Below are 19,091 nucleotides of genomic sequence, written 5' to 3' on the forward strand. Positions count from 1 at the left end.
AGAAATATGCGGTTGATTCACTTAAAAAGGGAGAAGCCACCAAATATGTATAACCATTACGAATAAAAGCAAGATCGCATGAAAAAATAGCAAAAATACAGGCATTAATTTGAATTGCTCATGCAGCTTTTGAAAGCTGATTTTAAGAAAAACGATAGAAGCAATCATAACGATATAAAAAAACAGGAATCCAAGATGATAATAACTGCTAGCAGCTGTTATCCCTGTTTCATACCCAATAGCAAAAACTGCCCAGGGGGCCAAATAAGCTATGGCACACAAGGCGAACCATTTATATTCAGATTTCCTATAGATGACTGTTATAATAGCAAAAACTAAAGCCAGCACGCCCATTGTCTCTGTTAATACAACAATCGCTCGCTGACCTCCAGTACTTAATGATAATAATACAAATGTAAGGAAAGCTATAACGTTTCCCACGTTAATCCAAATCCACTGTCTTTCCGTCATTGAACCTAATGCTCCTTCCATTTCCTAACGAATCCTTTCCCGCCAATAATTTGAGTTCTATTCCTAATTTATAGTTGTCGATTTTTCCATAACTGTGAAGAACTCTCTCGTTTCTAAGTTACCCTTCAAGGAGATAATAAAAACACTCCTTTCCAAGAAGGATGTGACTTCATGTTTCCAGACGATTATGAGAAAGCTCTCCATTATATGATCTGGGGCCAGTGGGATGATTTACTTGTCCTTATGGTAAGGACGCGCGATCACTTTTTAGCTAAAAAAATCGAGTGTTTCCTTCACGCTTTTCACTACCCAAACCATGAAGCTTCCCTATATGTATCACACGAAAACTTATTACACTATATTGACCATGCCCATGCTACGACGACAAAAACAGAGTATTATGTATAGACAATCCACCCTTCATCACACATAAGAAGGGTGGTTTTCTTTTACGTTCGTTCAGGTTTAACCTCAGTATTCACATTGAAATTCAGGTCAAACAAATCTTTACGACGGTCACGAAGCTGGCGCACCGTTCCTGATTTTCTCTGTCTTCTTAAAATCTCTAAATCCACGTCGCCAATGACAACACTTTCTACATTTGGATTGCATTCGCCTACAATACCGTCACGTGCAAATTCAAAGTCTGAAGGAGTAAAAATCCCCGATTGTGCATATTGAATATCCATATTTTCTACTTGTGTCATATTGCCAACCGTCCCTGCAATGACGGTGTATACTTGATTTTCCACCGCCCGTGCCTGGGCACAGTAACGCACGCGCAAGTAACCTTGACGATCATCGGTACAAAAAGGAACAAAAATAATATTGGCTCCCTGATCAACAGCATAACGGGCAAGTTCAGGAAATTGAATATCATAACAAATTTGTATGGCAATTTTTCCGCAATCTGTGTCAAACACTTTTACTGCATCACCAGGCTGGATGCCCCACCACGTTCGTTCATTTGGAGTGATGTGTATTTTATACTGTTTTTCAATGGTACCATCACGTCTAAATAAATAAGAAATATTATAGATCTGATCGTCCTCTTCCACAAAGTGAGAGCCGCCAATAATATTTACATTGTATTTCACGGCTAAGTAGGTAAACATTTCAATATATTCCTCCGTATACTCCGCTAGCCTCCTGACGGATTTGGATGGAACTTTCTCTTCTAAAAAAGACATGAGCTGGGTCGTAAAGATTTCAGGAAAAACAGCGAAATCCGCTCCGTAATCTGCAGCTACATCAACATAGTACTCGCACTGTCGACTGAATTCTTCGTAAGAAACGATATTTTTCATCATATATTGAATAACCATGATTCTTACAGGATGACTCGTTTTAAAGTGACGCTTCGATCTTGCCCGGTAGTCAATATTATTCCATTCCATTAGTGTAGCGTACTTTGAGGAGAGCTCATCATCCGGTAAGTAGTTCGGGTTGATCCGCATGACAGCAAACCCGTTCATGATTTGGAATGTTAGGACAGGATCATAAATGTTTTGGTTACGAACCTCTTCTACATATTCTCTTGGCGACATTTCGCTTTCATATTTATGAAAGTTTGGAATCCGGCCTCCAATGATAATACTCTTTAGATTATATTCCCGAGCCAGCTCCTTTCTCGCCTCATATAAACGACGTCCAATTTTCATTCTCCGGAATTCAGGATGCACCATAACCTCAATGCCGTACAAATTATACCCATCAGGATCATGATTCGTAATATACCCTTCATCCGTAATATCGTCCCACGTGTGCTTGTCATCATATTCATCAAAATTGACAATCAGGCTTGAACAGCTGCCAATAATTTCATCATCATATTCCACAACAAACTGGCCTTCTGGAAAATGGCGCAAATGGCTTTCCAAGTGCTCTCTCTTCCATGGCTCCATGTTAGGAAAACAAAGCTTCTGAAGTTGAAGAAGCTGTTCAATGTCAGCGTCTATCGTGTTTCTAACAATCATTTTTTTCTCAAACTGAGATAAGTCTAACTTTGACATCTTCATTAATCCTTTCATCTCTAACTTCTACTTTCACTTATCCTGCTTAGTGCAGGTAACACTGTCTAGTATCTAAAGGTCTGTTTAACGAAAAGTCCGGACATACCACTGGATGAGTCGATTCCACCTGCTGTTAAAGAGTTTCTCCCGCCAATACAAGTCAGCTGTCTGAGTTAAAGCATTATTTCTTGCTGGATAAGGATGAATAATCGTGGATAAGGTTTGAAATTTCTTATTTAGTGCCTGAAGAGTGCCAACTTCCTGCATCCACTCTCCAGCTCCTGGACCCAAAGCGTGAGCACCGATTATTTTTCCTTTGTCCGTTGTTATCACTTTAATGAGCCCTGACGTATTACGTTCAGCCATAAAGCGATCGGCGTCCTTCAACTTCGTTTTAAACGTAAGCAGCTTATCTCCATGCATTGTAAATGCTTCTTCTTCTGTTAACCCCAGGTGGTAGATCTCCGGTGTAGTATAGACAACCCAAGGCACATTTTCATAAGACACTTTTCTCGAAAGACCAAATACTGCATTCGATACGGCAATTTTCCCTTCCATCCCTGCTACGTGGGTAAAAGGCATTGATCCATTACAATCACCTACAGCATAAATATGAGATTTGTTCGTTCGAAGACGTTGATCTACTTGAATCGCCTCATCTTTTGTTTCAATACCTGCCTGAGTTACACGTAGTTTTTCAACATTAGCTTTTCTTCCGGCAGCTACGAGTAAATGACTTGCTTGTACTGACGCCCGGCCGCCTTGCTTGTCGAAATAAACAGTTACACCTTGAGTAGACGACTCTACACGTTCTACTTGAGAATGGGTAATAATGGTAAGTTTATGAGCAAGCGCTTCGTGAGCTAAAAGTGCAATCTCCTTATCTTCTTTCGAAAGAATACGTTCAGAACTTTCAAGAATTGTCACACTCACCCCTAAATCAGCCATGGCTTGAGCAAGCTCAACACCAATCACACCTCCGCCAATCACTATAAGCGAACTTGGTCTTTCCTCAAGTGAGAAAATGGTTTCATTCGTTAAATAGGGAACGTCCTCTAAACCACTGATTGGAGGAATAGCAGGGGATGATCCTGTAGCAATGACAATACGCCTCGCCGTAATCACTTCTTCTCCTACTTTAAGCGTGTGATCATCTTCAAATTGAGCATCCGCTTCGTATATATCAATCCCCAAATCAATAAAACGCTGTTTAGAATCATGAACCTGGACATCCTGAACCGCTTCGCGCACGCGTGCCATAGCTTTATCAAACATTTGATTATATTGCTCATAGGACAATTCCGTATGGGCCGCTGTTTCTTGAACTTCTGCAGCTGCCTGAATGAGTGCTTTAGATGGCATACATCCATAATGTAAGCAGTCGCCGCCTAACTCACTTTTACGCTCTATGAGCGCCACGGATGCGCCAAAACTAGCTGCTCCAGCAGCTACAGTAAGGCCGCCCGACCCGCCCCCGATGACGGCTAGTTGAAAGTCATAATTCATGAAGAAGCCTCACTTTCGTATTTTTGTGCATACCTCTTGGAGAACTCCTCCATTCGTTTTCGATTAACTCCCAAGTCTGAATATCCCACTCTTGAGGAAGAGCGAAAATGAAGAAGATTAGTTTCATCATCCATATAAAACTCAACGTCATCCTTGAACCTTAGCACTCTGGAGGTGAATGTAAAATGGAGATAATTTTCTGCTTCATCCTGCATTTTTACTCGTTTCGTTTTTTCTATAATACTTTTAACAACCTCCTTTGTTCTTTTCGTATTAACAATAAAAGGCAAAGGCTCCATCCTTTTATCATTTTGATCGGTTTGAGTAGATACACAATTAGGCGACTTTGGACACGGTGATAAATACCCATTTTTAATTCCTGAATATAACTGCGCCATTCCTCTTCCTCCTCAGCTCATTGACTACTGTTTATATATTCACTATTTTGCTTATAAAAAAACACTTCCATTTATCCTGGAAATGTTGAAATAATAAATTACTGAGGTTTTTGGTTATCCTCTTTATCCGGTTTGCTGCCTTTCTGGCCGTTATTTTGATGGGAGGGATGCTCATCATCTTTGTCTTTAGGTCCAGTATTTTCTTTATTCTTTTTACTTTTTCCCTTTGGCTTTTCTTTATGTTGTCTTTCACTATTAGCGTTATCTTTAGTATTATCTTCTTTTTTTCCATTGGATTTATCTTTGCCATTCTCTTCTTTTATCTCAGAAGGGTGATCTTTTTTTAGATCATTTTTACTGTTTTTATCTTTTTTATTCTCTTGAGTTTTATTTTCACTAGCTTTATTCATTTTATCTTGGGCAGAAGGCTGATCTCCCTCTGAGGGATCAGCCTTCCCTTTATTTTCTTGCAGTTCAGGCTGCTCACGTTCAGGCTTTTGGTCAGGAAGTATTAACTCTTCTTCAAAAGGAGTGTCAGAAGAATTGTTTTCTAAAGAATCATTCGGAAGCGTTTCTATTTCAGACGAATCACTTTCTTCATAAAAGGATTGTATAATGGCTTTGTCATCATCTTCAATGGAGCTGCCTTCCTTATTCATATTCTCAGCTTCTTCTTCTAAAGATTCAGCCATCAATTCATTGACCGACGTATCTTTATCTTCCGCTTGTTTTCGTACTCCCTTTGGAACGTTATAAGAAGCCAGCATGAGGTCCTCCACCTCTTGATCCAAATAACTTTCGATCGCTTCAGAAAAATCAACGGCGCTTTCCTTTATATAGCTGACTCCAATTAAAACCTCTTGATCGCTTTTCATATAACCTTCTATTTGACTTAATGAGATCATTTGAAGAGCTACTTCCGAGGCCGGTTTCTTTTTCCAATTATTTAACTTAGTTATCAGCTGCTCTGCTTCTTCGTTTAGCGGATTTAAGGTTAGCACCTTCATTTGATCATTAACTTCCATCTCAACACTAGGATTAATATCAACGTTTACATAGGCGTAAGCTTTATTATTTTCGTGCCAAAAATAAGCAGGGAACAGCGTCAGTAGAAGTGCTAATGCAACCGCAGCAAATTTCATACGATGGATAAGAAACATATTCTTCATACTTGACTCTTTAAAGGGTTGAAAATGAACCTCCATCCCAATATTTGCCCGCTTTAAGCGTTTGGCTTTATGAAAGGTACCATCACTTGCCATAACGATGGTGAATTTTTCGTTCTGCTCCATTACAATACCTTTCCTCACATACCCACACCCTTTAAATATTCTTTTAGATATACATAATCACCGGCTAAGATGAGAACCATGGCGATGATGAATTTACGGTTCCGTTCAAGCGTCTTTTTACTAACGTCTACTTTCTTCACTAGATCTTTCATAGGCAGACGTCCTTTTAAAAGTACTTGTTCGCGCAGTTCGTCGTCATTGTATACAATACGAGCCACGTGTACCGCAGATTCTCTGGCATCCACATGCTTTGGAGATGATTCTGTTAACTCGCCAAATGTCAGCCCGTACTTATGCAACTGGGACTGAAACTCCACGATCTCTTCTCGCCGGTACCAGGACTCTGTTTCCAAGATGAACCGGTCTTTAGCAGCTTTTATTTCTGAAGGATTCTCCATTTGCTCATCGTCTACATATTCTTCGTCTAAAGAAACCATTTTAGGACGTTTTTGCTCATTCCGGATGTAATCAATAACCTTACGCTTGATCACTAATTTAGCAAAAGATAAAAATGAGCTTCCTTTATCATAAGAATAAGCATGGATCGCTTCATTAAAAGCTAATAAACCAACACTGAATTCATCATCTTTCGCAGGATCGATATATCTTTTACATACTTCAGAAACACTTTTGGCGATAAAAGGTTGATACTGTTGTAGAATTTCGTTTTTTGCATCGTCGTCTCCCTCTTTTGCAGCTGCTACACGTTCATCAAGGAAGGTGTCTTTCTTTCTTGCCAGGCGCTTGATCAACCTTCATCACCTCCAGCCATTCATACGTTTTCGTATAATTTTTAATTTATTTGGGCGTGTTTTAAAAAATAATTTCAATTAGATTACAATCTTGTATCAACCATGTCAAATGAAGCAGTTTTCACTAATTATATAAAATAGGCATGTTTGGGTATTGTATCGAGCAAGACAATTTTACTCAAAATTCTACAAAAATACCACCACACTCGATTTACATTTTGTTAAATAATCATTTCAAAAAACAGTACTAATGACTTACATTCCGCCTTATGAGGATTTCATCCTGAACTAACCAAACGTAACTAGGTCTTTTAGCCCACAAAAAGAAAAACTATAAGTCGTTTACGTTTAAAATATTTAATATAGGTTAAACCTTCATTAGCAACATTTAATGGAGGTAATTAAATGAAAGCATTATTGTTAAACTGCAGTTTGGAAAAAGGTTACAAAGAAACCGATACAGAATTTCTACTCAATGAAGCCGCCTCTACTTTCCAAAGTGAAAAGACAGATGTTGAAAGAGTGCACCTCCGTGATTTCCATATTTCTTTTGGCATCACCAGTAATTTAGATGGAGATGATGATTGGCCATTTATTTTCGATAAAATTTGCGAAGCGGATATTGTACTTTTTGCTACTCCCATCACACTCGGAGAGAAGAGCAGTATAGCTACTTTAATTATTGAACGCCTGCAAGGCTATCATGATATGAAGAATCAAAAAGGTCAGCACCTCTTTTACAATAAAGTTGGAGGAATCATTGCTGTAGACGGGGGAGATGGCGGGGCAAGAGTAGCCGTTCAATCAATCATGTACAGCCTGTCTATGCTCGGCTTTACAATTCCACCTCATGCAGGGTCTATTTGCAGCGAAGCCTGTCACCCTGATTATATTTCCACTTCTATTCAAACCCAAGTGGCTAAGATGAGTACAAATTTGATTAACTTTGCCGAAATCCTAAGCTTCCACCCCATCCCTGTGATAAAAGACACATCTGAAACGTAAAACAGCCCCCTCTTTTATTGAATGAGGGGGCTGTCGCTTTCTTCATAGAAATAATCGACAGGTACGGCTAATCCCACACGTCCATGCTCCTCCTTACGTGAAGTAGCAAACACAATAGCGATTACTTCGCCATCTTCATTGATAACAGGACTTCCCGAATTCCCTCTGTAAATGGGAGCATCCAGCATAAGAACAGGGCGGTCCCAGTTACTCAGCTCTGTATAATCAATGATGGTTCCTTGATTAGCAATTCCTGTAAAGTTCAAGGGGTTTCCTATGAATGAGAATTCCTCATCGGGATCAAAAACAGTCTCTTCTGCTAATGGTAAATAAGAGAAATCATTCCCTTCTACTTTCAGGACTGCTAAATCAATATCAGGCATTTCTTCCACAACTTCAGCTTCATGAAGACCTGATTCAGGAAAACTTACAGAAATTCTCCTTTTCTCTTCAATCACATGATGATTGGTTAAAATCAGACCGTCAGCGCTGACAGCAAATCCTGTCCCTTTGCTTTCTCCTGCTTCTACGACTACGACCGATTCTTTATATTTTGCTATTTGATCGTTAGTAGAAAGTTTTGCTGAAGTCACCAGGAAATCGAACGCAGGTAAGGAAAAAGTATTTGGCAGAATGGCTGCAACCATCATACATGCAATGAAGTAGAAAACCCACTTAGGAAAAGGTCGTTTAACAGTAGATTTCTTTTCACTTCTCGCCTTTTCAATCGCTTTTCTTTTCTCTTCCTGAACAAGTTCATACATTTCTTCTTCATCTATGTCCTCATAGAGATCTTCATCGATAATATCTTTTTTGTGCTCGTCACGATCAGCCATTAATCCACCTCGTGAACTAGTATAGGTAACACCTTACACAGCCGGCTCCTTTAAGGCACCTTGCTGCATTTTATACATGTGATGATACTTCCCGCCATTTTGAATAAGAGTTTCGTGCTTCCCACTTTCTATTATTGTACCACGATCTAACACAAAAATTTGATCAGCTTGCTTAATCGTCGATAAACGGTGGGCAATAACCAGCGTCGTTCTCCCCTGTTTTAATATTTCTAAAGCTTTCTGAATTACCTGTTCTGTTTCTGTATCAATGTTGGCTGTAGCTTCATCCAGTATAAGAATCACAGGATCAAAAGCCAGTGCCCTGGCAAACGATATCAGCTGCCTCTCTCCCATTGACAATGCATCGCCATTTTCTCTTACAGGAGTATCATACTGCCGGGGGAGTTTTTCGATAAAACGGTCAGCTCCTACAGCCTTCAATGACTGAATCGCCATTTCACGGGAAATGTTCTTATCATTCATCGTAACATTCGACAAAATCGTCCCTGAAAAGATGAATGGGTCCTGAAGTACTATACCCATATGACTCCGGATTTGCTGTCTTGACCATTCACTTATAGATTGTTGATCCACTTTCACTGTTCCTTTTTGGTGGTCATAAAATCGAAAAAGCACATTCATAATTGAACTTTTCCCTGAACCGGTATGCCCCACAAAAGCCGCTGTTTCTCCCGGTTTTACTTCGAAAGATATATGGTGCAGAACATCATCCTTATCGTTATAGGCGAAAGACACATCGTTAAATTCAATATGACCTTTATAACGCTTCATTGGTGTCTCAGAAACTTTCTCTCCTTCTTCATTCATCAAGTCAAACACTCTTCCTGCAGCTACACGAGCTTGTTCTAATTGAGGAAGCTGATTAACGAGATCCGTTACCGGCTGAAATAATCGATTTAAATAATCAACGAAGGCATAAAGTACTCCTACTGTTACGATTCCCTCTGCCCCAAGTGACCCTGAGCCGAAATACCATATAAGAGCTACAAAAGCGATATTTCTAATCACATTCACAAGGTTGAAAGATGTTAACGCACTTAACTGAACTAATTTCCGTGCGTAGAAAAAATGTTTATTATTAAGTTTTTCAAAATCCTGAGAAGTCTGCCTCTCTTGACGAAAAGCTTGAATAATTGACATACCTTGAATAGCTTCATTAATATTTCCATTCATGTCGCTGACTGTGGAGCGCACTACTGTATTGTATTTACCGCCGTAGTACTTGTAAACTTTCATCCAAATAAATATGATCGGTACCACCACTAAACATAGCAAAGCTAGTTTGGCATCCAACAGAAACAATGCCACATAAATTCCCGTCATATAGAAAACACTCGTTACAAATGTAGCTAATACTTTTACATAAAGTTCTCGAATTGCTTCTGTATCGTTGGTAATTCGAGCTACTACTTTCCCAGCTGGTTGATTGACGAAATAGGAGAGCGGCAGCCGTTGGACGTGACTAAATAAATCATCTCTCATCTTGCGAATAATACGGTTGGATGTTTTCTGTAATACGAAAGTATGGATAAATTGAAAACATGCCGCAATAAGAAGGAGACCTGCATATAGAGCAAGCAGCCAATAGATTGGTGCTTGTTCAGGTTTGAAAAAAGAATAAAGCTCTGATAAAGATAATGGGTTCGCATCCACGAGAATACTTTGATCAGACTGTTCCACCTGAAGCTCCCCATCTGTAACTGAACGACTTCCCGTCATTGGAACTTCTTCATCCACAAAATAATACTGGCGTCCGACTTGGAGTATCGTAGCTACTCCCCTGCTTTCTTCCTCACTCGTTAAACGATCATCCCTTTTATATTGTTTATTTTCATAAGAGACCGTCCACTGATCCTCTTTTGTTACTTCGTGCCATTGTGTTTCTATCCCTACGATATGTTTGTCTATTAAATGTTTTGCTATAAAAGGTCCTGTTAGTTCAAGTCCAACAGCAACGATGAGACAGATCAAACCTATGGCTACACTTCTTTTGAACGTGAAAGCATATTCAATTAACCTTCTTTCTGTTGAGCGTCGTTTCATTCTGTCCCCTCCTTCAACTGCTGGTGTTTATATTGCTGTTGGTACCAGCCGCCTTTTTGCATTAACTCATCGTGTCTTCCTTCTTCCACGACTTTTCCTTCAGCCAAAACGATAATATGGTCAGCATGAGTCACAGCCGATAATCGGTGTGCGGCAATAATGGTTGTTTTGTTCATTCTCTGTTTTCGAAGATGCTTAATAATTGCTGCTTCTGTCTTCCCATCAACAGCCGACATTGCATCATCGAGTAGAAGAATTTCAGGATTCTTAATGAATGCCCTGGCTATACTTACCCTTTGTTTTTGGCCTCCAGATAATGTAACACCGCTTTCCCCTACTAGGGTATCCAATCCATTTGGCAGGACTTTGATATCTTCTAAAAAGCAGGCGAGATCTAATACACGATAAATTTCTTTATCAGAGGCCTCCTGTTTACCAAATTGAATGTTTTCACGTATTGTTTTTGAGAAAAGCACCTGATCCTGAGGAACATAGCCCATCCAAGAACGAGTCTCATCTAAATCAATGTCGTTTAAGTCCACCCCATTTACTTTAATTGAACCTTCCATACCGGCAAACTCCCTGAGAAATTGCCGGATAAAGGTCGTCTTTCCAGCTCCGGTTTTACCTACAACCCCTATTGTTTCGCCTTGTTTGATACGCAAGTCCACCCCTTTTAATGCTGGCTTTCTTGTATTCGGGTAAGTAAAAGAAACATTTTGATATTCTATTAATTTAGGTGCATTTATGTGGACCGGCTTTAATGGAGAAGCTACATCAGGTTGTTGAGCTAACGTCTCATTCACTCGGTCAAGCGACGCATTTCCTCGCTGCAGCACATTTATGAGTTCCCCTACAGCAAACATCGGCCAAATTAACATCCCAAGATAGACATTAAACGAAACCATTTCACCAAGCGTAATAACATTCTGGAAGACGAGCGAAGAACCATATCCTAAGCCAATCGTGTACGCAGTTCCTACTAAAACCGTAATCGTCGGTTCAAATAAAGCATCTATTTTTGCTACAGCCACATTTTTGTTGTACACTTCATTCGTCATGCGCTGGAACGCTTCTTCATCATTTTTCTCTTGTACGAAAGCGCGAATTACCCGTACTCCTCTCACAGATTCCAGCACATTGTTGTTTAAATCACCAAACGATTCCTGAGCCTCAATAAACCTTGCGTGGATCACTTTTCCATAACGATTCATGACCACCGCCATAATCGGTAAAGGCAGCAAAGCTGCTAAAGTAAGCTTAAAGCTTATGGTGAACCCCATCATTAGTATAATTAAAATCATAAATACCGTTGAATCCACTAACGTTAAGATTCCGAATCCTGAAGTCATCATGACGGCTTTTAAATCATTAGTTGATCGTGCCATCAAATCTCCAACTTTGTTGCTTTGAAAAAACCTTGGGGTCATGCGTAAAAAGTGATTCATCAGCCGTGAACGCATGGTCCTTTCTAAAGTTGCTGCTCCACTAAATAATGTGTAATCCCACATGTAAGACAGCGAATAACTCACAAAAATAATGCCGCCGTAAATCATTAAAATTTCTATTAATCGTTCCCTTGTCAGCGTATTGAATTGTATTTCATCAATCGTCATCCCCACTAATTTTGGGGGAATTAAGTCAATGGCACTAACGATAATCAGCGCTGCAATTGCAAACGTATATCGTTTCCAATATTCTTTAAAAAACCAGCTTAACTTAAATAAAACACTAAACATCTAATCATCCTTTCCACCGTAAAACAGCTAGCCACTCTCTTTCCATTCTTTTAACGTTTTCTTTTCAGCTTTTTGTTGATCCATCTTTCCTTCCTCCTTTTTTTAATTTTATGAGAAGCGGATGAAACCGCTTAATCAAAACTAAAACGCTGGAACTGGATGCCTCTGTGTGGCATTTTATAATTCCTGGACACTAAAAAAGCATACGTACGTGACGTATGCTTAGAAAAATAAATAGAGCTGGCCACGGACATATGTGACCCTTTTGCTTCTCTTAATGTTGTTTTAGAAGAAACGTAGAGGCCACGAAAATATGAAGTTCATGCGTACTTCATTCAGCTGCTTTTTCATGTTCGTGACCCCCTTTACTTAATGATTATTTATTATATAGTTTTCGGAAAATTATTGCAATACAAATTGAAATTTTTACAAATTGGATTGTCCTTCACTTATAAATATTAACAAAGCGAGAACCGCTACGATGGTAAAGATAAAAACCATCGACAAACGGCGGGACACATTTGCTTTCTGTACTTCTCTCCATTGCACAGGACGGATCCCGCTGATCGAGAAAATCACGACTGCCGCCAATAGGATGGACATAATATTGACAGTCACTAACAGAAATGCACCATAAGCGAACGCCCATTCCGCGCTACCTATCGACATCCCTAAAGCAACCGAGGGAGGAAGAAGGGCAACGGCCACCATTACACCGACCAAGTTTCCAGACAAGCGGTTAAGAAAAGCCAACGCTCCAGCTGCTCCTGAAGCCACTCCTAAAATAACGTCAATGATTGTGACTTCCGTCCGGCTTAAGTATTGCTTCGTCTCTAAATCCAGGTTCATCAACCCGGCAAAAAGAATAGAAATACCAACGACAATGAATACCCCTATAAAGGAGGTGAAAGCTGATTTACCGAGAATTTTATAATCTCCAAGAATGGAGGAAAACGCAACTGCAATCACGGGACCGATCATAGGTGCTATAACCATCGCCCCTATGACTACCGCTTCACTGTCCTTTAGAAAACCAGTCGTAGCAACAATAGCTGATAATAAAATGAGAAGTAAATAATTCCATGTGACTTTGCTATTTTTTTCGATCGTAGTTAAGAGCTCTTGACGGCTCGCTCTTTTCAGCTTTGCTTCCTGGTTCTTCTCTTCTTTTTTATCTTTCGACTTAATTGTGTGCTTAGAAAAATAAGCTCTCACAGGCAATAGAACGGTTTCTAACCCTTCCACCTGATGAGAAACTTCTTCTAAATCATTTAAAATATCTTCCACATTTCCTGTTCTAGAAAGAATTCGAAATAACGTTCTTCCGTCCTTTTGAGTTTCAATCCAATACGACTCATATTCGTAATCGTCTAACTTATTATGAAACAATTCAAGGTGTGACGGAGGAACATGAACTTCTACGAGCTGTAAACTCATGGCTGCTCCCTCCTTTACTAAATACCAGTTTCGATTATCTTTTCCTTTATTTTCAGACTGATGCTAAAACAAAAGAAATAAAATGAGCACTTATGGTAAGAATAAATCAAAATGAGGAAGTAAAGGAGATTGTTGAATGACTAATAAATTAACTACAAATGAAATAGGATCACTTTGGACACAAAACTTGCAGGCAGGAATGTCAATTCAAGTGTTAAAATACTTTTTAGAAACGGTCGAAGACGAAAACATTAAAGAAATTATAGACGAAACTTTTCAAGTCTCGAATGATGTATATGCACAAACCCAACAATATTTAGAAGTAGGGGAATTCCCTATTCCCGTAGGATTTACTGAAGATGACGTTAATTTAGAAGCACCTAAACTTTTTTCTGATGCTTTAATGCTTCAATTTGTTGAGAACATGGGCAAAGCCGGATTATTGGCCTACAGCTTATCTTTGTCTTCAAGTGTGACTGAGGAAATTCGCTCCTTTTATTCAACAACCTTGACAGCCACCACCAATTTCTTCAATAACGCTGTTGCCACATCAATATCGAAAGGAATATTTACAAGTGCTCCCGAAATTGAGATTGAGAAAGAAGTTGAATTTGTAAAAGGAAAAAAATATTTAAGTCCTTTTCATAAGCGCTCTTTAAATGCAGTTGAAATGACTCACCTGTTTGAAAACATTAAGAGCAACGCAATTGGTGAATTATTATGTACTGGGTTTGCTCAAACCACAAACAGTAAAAAAGTCCAAACCTTTATGATTAAAGGTCGAGATGCATCTCAAAAGCACATTAAATTATTCACGCAGCTATTTAACGAATCTAATATTCATCCGCCAATGGGCTCTTCATCCTACGTGACTCAATCGACAATTGCTCCTTTTTCAAATAAATTGATTGTTTTTCTCATCAGTGTATTAACGAGCACTGGGCAGGGTAACTACTCTGCTGCATCCACGGCAAGTCTTCGCTATGATCTTGTGCTCCTTTATCAGAAGCTCGCCATTGAGATAGGTTTATATGCAAAAGACGGAGTTGATCTTATGATCAAAAACCACTGGTTAGAGGAACCTCCCCAAGCGGTAAATCGTTCCCAGCTATTTAACCGCATTAAGGGATAGGCCAACTTATGAAAAACAAAAGATTAGAAGTTTTATTCTGGAGTATCGCTTTTCCAGGGTTCGGTCAGCTGCTTAATCACCAATTTTTAAAAGGGATTTTTTTCATTCTATTGGAAGTGATTATTAACGTTTATAGTCATTTTAATACCGCCATCCTCTTTAGTTTCAAAGGAAAGATCTCGGAGGCTGTTGAAATAACGGATTATCAATGGCTGATGTTCTACCCATGTATTTATACATTCGCCATTTGGGATGCTTATAAACAGGCAGGTGCAGACTCTGACACACCACCGCTGTCATTTCTCCCTTTCGCTTTTTCAGCCTATTTCGTTACCATTGGAGTAATTTATTCTGCTGAATTTAAGGTGAATGGAATGCTTTTAGGTCCGATATGGCTCCCTATTCTTTTTCTTATTCCTGGCATAGGAATCGGACTTCTCGTCAGAACCATTATGTTGAGATTTACAGCCGTTTAAACCAATAAAACATAAAACAGCGCAAGTCGATGAGCCCTCTTTGCTTTCAGCAGAAGCTGAGGCCTTGCCCGCTGCAAGCATCCACCGACAAGCGATTCGTGAGATCTAAAAACAAACTTTAACAGCTCTTTTAGATGAGAAAAAGACTTTTTAGCGGCCTCAAGCGATTTGACTAAATAACCCGAACTGATTCTACTAGAATCATTCGGGTTATTTATGCCTTTATTCAGTTTTGTCCCAACTTGTCTTTTTATAGTGAAATTCCTGTACCAGTTATATTAACCTCTACATTTACGTTTACCGGCACCTCAGGGTACTGTTCTTCCCACTTTTCTTTATCAAAGTTCCGATACCTGTTTTTTACAAGGTTCCCAAGACCTAATGGATCCGTACCGGCTTCTTGAAATTGCTGGACTAAGTCTTCTGCTGTTTCCTTAAATTGTTCTTTGTATTTCTTTTCGATCTCTGCTACAAGTTCAGGAGTTTGGACACTATCGACTTCTTGTTGTTTCATTTCATTAATAAACGCTTTCACCCTGATATTAATTTCGAACTCGGGCATTTCTTTACTTTTATCTATTTTATACTTTACAGCTGAATCAGTTACTTCAATCCCTACATTTCCTAAGCTTTCCTGAGCAGTCCTAATGTTAGCTGCTCCTTGATTTACTTCATCTTTAAGTAACTTTAAAGTCAAAGCATCTTCTTCAGAAACAACCGATACTAATTTACCTCCATCAAATAAAGCTATACCTGATATTTGAATGTGACCATTCTTCTTTGTAATATACGGGAGAAAACCATCTATTCCATCTGCATAGTAAGCGTACAAAAAAGAATGCAGATTCGTTTCCGGGAAATTACGTTGACTGTTATTTTCAATAACCCCTTTCACATATTTAGCGGTCGTCTCATTTTGCTCATATTTCTCTTCAATTAATTCCTGCACATCACCTTCTACGATCCCCATGTAAATATTACGCCCCACCCTAGGATCACGGCTTAATACATCCAAGAACTTTTCTATCCCCTCCTGTGCTATACGCTCATCGTAAAGCGTCACAGCTAATTTACCCATTGATAATGGTTTAGAGGTTTCTCTTTCGACCTTCTCTGAGAAGTCCTTTAATGATTCTGCTGTGAGCGTTAAGTTTAACTCTTCTACAGTTCGAGATGCGTCTTCGCCGTAATGAGGGATGCCGACCGTTCCTTTCAATTGATCTTCATCCACATAGTCATAGCCTAAAATTTGAACGATTGCCCGGTCTTCCACACTATAAATCGCTTGACACCCTGCTAACAATATAACAACAAGCAGCCAATAGCTTTTTCGTCTCATTTTTGATTCCTCACTTTATGGAGTACCAACGTTAATACATACAATACAGGAATATACAAAAGAAAATACAAACCTACTTCTCCAGTAAATGTGTTCACTTTATCCACTATTTCCCGGTCATCCAGGAATAAAGCAGCTGCATAAAGGATAAGACAGTAAATGACAATCATTACTTTTTGATTCACATTAAATATTCGTTTTGGAATACGGCTAGCCCCCAACATAGCTAAGCAAATATTAGGAACAATGACATATACCCATAAGGCAATACCGATGTACTCAAAACGTTCGATAAACGGAAACTCAACAATTTTCCATAAAGAAATTGTTCCCCACGTTACATGTTGAAGCTGCTCTTCACTGTAATAGACAAAAGCTACAAGGGCAGTTGCTAAATAGACTAAAATTGTATAGAAAACTCCGAAATGGGCCCATTTGACGGACTTTTGGGGGTTTTTTATAAAAGGATAAAAAATTAGCAGCAGTTCAATGCCTAAGAAGCTTAAAATGCTTGCCTTTGCCGATTTTAAAAAATCGAGTAAGCTGTGATCAACGACAGGATATAAATAATTGACTTCTCCTACTTCAATTGGGAAGAATTTCAATAGAAGCAGCGGAACTGTTAACACTACGCTAATCATGCAAAAACCAGTAACTAAACGAAAACCGCCGATGACTAAATAATAGATCAGCCCTAGAAATACTAAAGTAAAAATTTCTATTCGAAGACTCGGAAACACCCATACTTGAATCACTTCAATAAACGTACGTAACACAGTAAGGGCTAACAGTAAAAAGTAAAAACTAAAGAACAGACTAAACAGTCCGCCTATATACTTTCCAAACAAGTCTTTATGAACAGATACAATATCTCCTCCGCTTTTTTTGAGAATCTCATACACCATCCATAGCAAAAGATGAATGAATGCCCCAGCTAACAAAATTGAAATCCAGGAATCAAATCCTGAATGTTCAGCTATATAACTCTCGAATCCTAATATCCCTACTCCTACTTGCATCGAATGAATAATAAAAAATACAAACATCGGAGTAATAAGAAACTGTTCAGGTATACGAACGCTATTTGTATTTGAAAGTTTATTCATCCACATCCCTCTTCTCAGATGTTCGTTTAATATTAAACCTGACCGGATCAACCGGGCGGGTCTGTAAAGGCCTTTCCGACTGCTTGTTGAACGGCAGGCGAATAAACGCATCTCTTAAATCGCGAAACCGCAAGGGATAAATTGGCGCAAAGAATGGGCGGCCAATAGACTTTAATTTAATCAAATGCCCAATATAAAAGGCCATCACCATTGAAACACCAATTAATCCCCACATTTGAGCACCAAGCAGAAATGGAAATCGAATGAGGCGGATGGTGTTACCTATCTGATACACAGGGGTAGTAAAGGACGCCAGTGCTGCCAGTGCGACAATAATGAGGAGGACATTACTTGTCAGTCCTGCATCTACTGCCGCTGTTCCAATAACAATTCCTCCTACAATACCTATCGTTTGACCGATTTTAGTAGGAAGTCTGGCTCCCGCTTCCCTAAGTAATTCAATGGTTAGTTCTAAAATGATAACTTCCAAAATTGGAGGAAAAGGAATGTCAGCTCTTGAAGATACAATTGTCGACATTAACTCCTCAGGAATCATTTCATGATGATAGGTTAAAATGGCAACATACAAAGAAGTACTAAGCACAGAAAAGAATACTGCAAACAGGCGAATTAAACGAAAGACACTGGCTAAGGGCCACGGTAAAAAATAGTCATCAGAGGATGAAAAAAATTCGACCACTGTGGTAGGACATGTCAAAACATGGGGGGAACCGTCTACGATAATCGCAATCTTCCCCTCAACAATTACTTGTACGGCCCGGTCTGGACGTTCTGTGTCTAACAGCTGTGGAAAAGGTGATGTAGAGTTATCTGCTATCATCTGAGTGATAAATGAACTGTCAATTATTTGGTCATATTCAATATCCTCTAATCGCTGCAGCACCGTATTTACGTTATCCGGATCGGCAATCCCATCTATGTACACCACACCTACCCTTGTCTTAGTTATTTTTCCAACATTAACTTCTTTCATCGTAAATTGTGGAATAGTTAATCGCTTCCGCATTAAACTCATATTTTTATCAATGGATTCTACAAACGCTTCTTTTGGACCTACGACACTAAACTCCACTTCAGGAATGGAAACTTTTCTTCCTTCAACCGTTACTGCCGGAATAAGCAAAACCCCTGGGTCTTTCTCATTTAATTGAATTGCAATATGCCCTGTCATAATTTTTTGTCTGACCAAGGCCGGATCATTCGTAATCTGAAGATCTTCCACTGGAAGAAGATTTTTTAAATCATCAAGCGTATACACCGTATGCTGCTTAAGTACAGGTAAAACGGAATGGTTAAGAAGCCTGGGTTCACATAACGTTCCCATGTAGGAAACAATGTAGCTGCTAACCCCAGCTTGGTAGGATTTAAAATCGTCTGATTTCTTCAAGGTCTCGAATAACGTTTCCAATGTCTCTTCTGCCTTAGTATTTAACTCTTGCTGTTTTTCTTCTTGTACTCGTTTCCGCTTCCATTTCCACATGATTAAACTCCTTAACCGTATTCAT

Annotated in this window: 17 protein-coding genes; 4 read left to right on the forward strand and 13 right to left on the reverse strand. The window is 39.2% G+C overall.

Annotation, left to right across the window (positions count from 1 at the left end):
• Positions 1 to 21: 21 nt before the first annotated feature.
• A complete protein-coding gene (locus tag ACGTNH_RS14705; RefSeq protein ID WP_394587624.1) occupies positions 22 to 492 on the reverse strand; it encodes a hypothetical protein in 471 nt (156 codons plus the stop codon).
• A gap of 150 nt (positions 493 to 642) precedes the next feature.
• Here ACGTNH_RS14705 and ACGTNH_RS14710 point away from each other — a divergent pair, with 150 nt between their 5' ends.
• Complete coding sequence (locus tag ACGTNH_RS14710; protein ID WP_188376708.1) at positions 643 to 879, forward strand: YhdB family protein; 237 nt, start codon at positions 643 to 645, stop codon at positions 877 to 879.
• Between the two features lie 41 nt (positions 880 to 920).
• On the opposite strand, the gene ACGTNH_RS14715 is transcribed toward ACGTNH_RS14710, so the two are convergent.
• The 5 genes from ACGTNH_RS14715 to sigI all read right to left on the reverse strand — a co-directional run bounded on the left by ACGTNH_RS14715 (position 921) and on the right by sigI (position 6,431).
• Entirely contained in the window at positions 921 to 2,483 is a 1,563-nt protein-coding gene (locus tag ACGTNH_RS14715; RefSeq protein WP_394587625.1) for a GNAT family N-acetyltransferase, read from the reverse strand.
• An 84-nt stretch (positions 2,484 to 2,567) separates the two neighbouring features.
• A complete protein-coding gene (locus tag ACGTNH_RS14720; protein WP_394587626.1) occupies positions 2,568 to 3,989 on the reverse strand; it encodes a dihydrolipoyl dehydrogenase family protein in 1,422 nt (473 codons plus the stop codon).
• On the reverse strand, positions 3,986 to 4,387 hold the full coding sequence (locus tag ACGTNH_RS14725; RefSeq protein WP_394587627.1) for a DUF1499 domain-containing protein: 402 nt from the start codon (positions 4,385 to 4,387) through the stop codon (positions 3,986 to 3,988). The genes ACGTNH_RS14720 and ACGTNH_RS14725 overlap by 4 nt, the downstream gene beginning before the upstream one ends.
• Before the next feature lie 98 nt (positions 4,388 to 4,485).
• Entirely contained in the window at positions 4,486 to 5,697 is a 1,212-nt protein-coding gene (locus ACGTNH_RS14730) for an anti-sigma-I factor RsgI family protein (protein WP_394587628.1), read from the reverse strand.
• Entirely contained in the window at positions 5,694 to 6,431 is a 738-nt protein-coding gene (gene sigI / locus ACGTNH_RS14735; protein ID WP_394587629.1) for an RNA polymerase sigma factor SigI, read from the reverse strand. Before sigI ends, ACGTNH_RS14730 begins: the two co-directional genes overlap by 4 nt.
• A 405-nt stretch (positions 6,432 to 6,836) precedes the next feature.
• Here sigI and ACGTNH_RS14740 point away from each other — a divergent pair, with 405 nt between their 5' ends.
• Positions 6,837 to 7,436 (forward strand): flavodoxin family protein, encoded by a 600-nt coding sequence (locus ACGTNH_RS14740; RefSeq protein WP_394587630.1) that lies wholly within the window; start codon positions 6,837 to 6,839, stop codon positions 7,434 to 7,436.
• Between the two features lie 14 nt (positions 7,437 to 7,450).
• Here ACGTNH_RS14740 and ACGTNH_RS14745 read toward each other — a convergent pair whose 3' ends face one another.
• The 4 genes from ACGTNH_RS14745 to ACGTNH_RS14760 all read right to left on the reverse strand — a co-directional run bounded on the left by ACGTNH_RS14745 (position 7,451) and on the right by ACGTNH_RS14760 (position 13,512).
• Positions 7,451 to 8,272 (reverse strand): S1C family serine protease, encoded by an 822-nt coding sequence (locus ACGTNH_RS14745; protein ID WP_394587631.1) that lies wholly within the window; start codon positions 8,270 to 8,272, stop codon positions 7,451 to 7,453.
• A gap of 33 nt (positions 8,273 to 8,305) precedes the next feature.
• Positions 8,306 to 10,336: an ABC transporter ATP-binding protein gene (locus tag ACGTNH_RS14750; protein WP_394587632.1), complete on the reverse strand. Its 2,031-nt coding sequence runs from the start codon at positions 10,334 to 10,336 to the stop codon at positions 8,306 to 8,308.
• Positions 10,333 to 12,075: an ABC transporter ATP-binding protein gene (locus ACGTNH_RS14755; protein WP_394587633.1), complete on the reverse strand. Its 1,743-nt coding sequence runs from the start codon at positions 12,073 to 12,075 to the stop codon at positions 10,333 to 10,335. The genes ACGTNH_RS14750 and ACGTNH_RS14755 overlap by 4 nt, the downstream gene beginning before the upstream one ends.
• A 426-nt stretch (positions 12,076 to 12,501) precedes the next feature.
• Complete coding sequence (locus ACGTNH_RS14760; RefSeq protein ID WP_394587634.1) at positions 12,502 to 13,512, reverse strand: TIGR00341 family protein; 1,011 nt, start codon at positions 13,510 to 13,512, stop codon at positions 12,502 to 12,504.
• Positions 13,513 to 13,648: 136 nt separating this feature from the next.
• Here ACGTNH_RS14760 and ACGTNH_RS14765 point away from each other — a divergent pair, with 136 nt between their 5' ends.
• Positions 13,649 to 14,644 carry a DUF3231 family protein gene (locus ACGTNH_RS14765; protein ID WP_394587635.1) on the forward strand — a complete coding sequence of 332 codons (996 nt, stop codon included), beginning with the start codon at positions 13,649 to 13,651 and terminating at the stop codon, positions 14,642 to 14,644.
• An 8-nt stretch (positions 14,645 to 14,652) separates the two neighbouring features.
• Positions 14,653 to 15,120, forward strand: coding sequence for a hypothetical protein (locus tag ACGTNH_RS14770; RefSeq protein ID WP_394587636.1), 468 nt, complete (start codon positions 14,653 to 14,655; stop codon positions 15,118 to 15,120).
• A gap of 250 nt (positions 15,121 to 15,370) precedes the next feature.
• On the opposite strand, the gene ACGTNH_RS14775 is transcribed toward ACGTNH_RS14770, so the two are convergent.
• Genes ACGTNH_RS14775 through ACGTNH_RS14785 form a run of 3 tightly spaced genes read right to left on the reverse strand, consistent with a single transcriptional unit; the run spans position 15,371 to position 19,066 of the window.
• Complete coding sequence (locus ACGTNH_RS14775; RefSeq protein WP_394587637.1) at positions 15,371 to 16,459, reverse strand: Ger(x)C family spore germination protein; 1,089 nt, start codon at positions 16,457 to 16,459, stop codon at positions 15,371 to 15,373.
• Positions 16,456 to 17,565, reverse strand: coding sequence for a GerAB/ArcD/ProY family transporter (locus ACGTNH_RS14780; protein ID WP_394587638.1), 1,110 nt, complete (start codon positions 17,563 to 17,565; stop codon positions 16,456 to 16,458). Before ACGTNH_RS14780 ends, ACGTNH_RS14775 begins: the two co-directional genes overlap by 4 nt.
• The gene (locus ACGTNH_RS14785; protein ID WP_394587639.1) at positions 17,558 to 19,066 is read right to left on the reverse strand and encodes a spore germination protein; all 1,509 of its coding nucleotides are present in this window, start codon (positions 19,064 to 19,066) and stop codon (positions 17,558 to 17,560) included. Before ACGTNH_RS14785 ends, ACGTNH_RS14780 begins: the two co-directional genes overlap by 8 nt.
• Positions 19,067 to 19,091 lie beyond the last annotated feature (25 nt).

The sequence above is a fragment of the Halobacillus sp. B23F22_1 genome (assembly GCF_043497005.1).
Lineage (GTDB): Bacteria > Bacillota > Bacilli > Bacillales > Halobacillaceae > Halobacillus_A.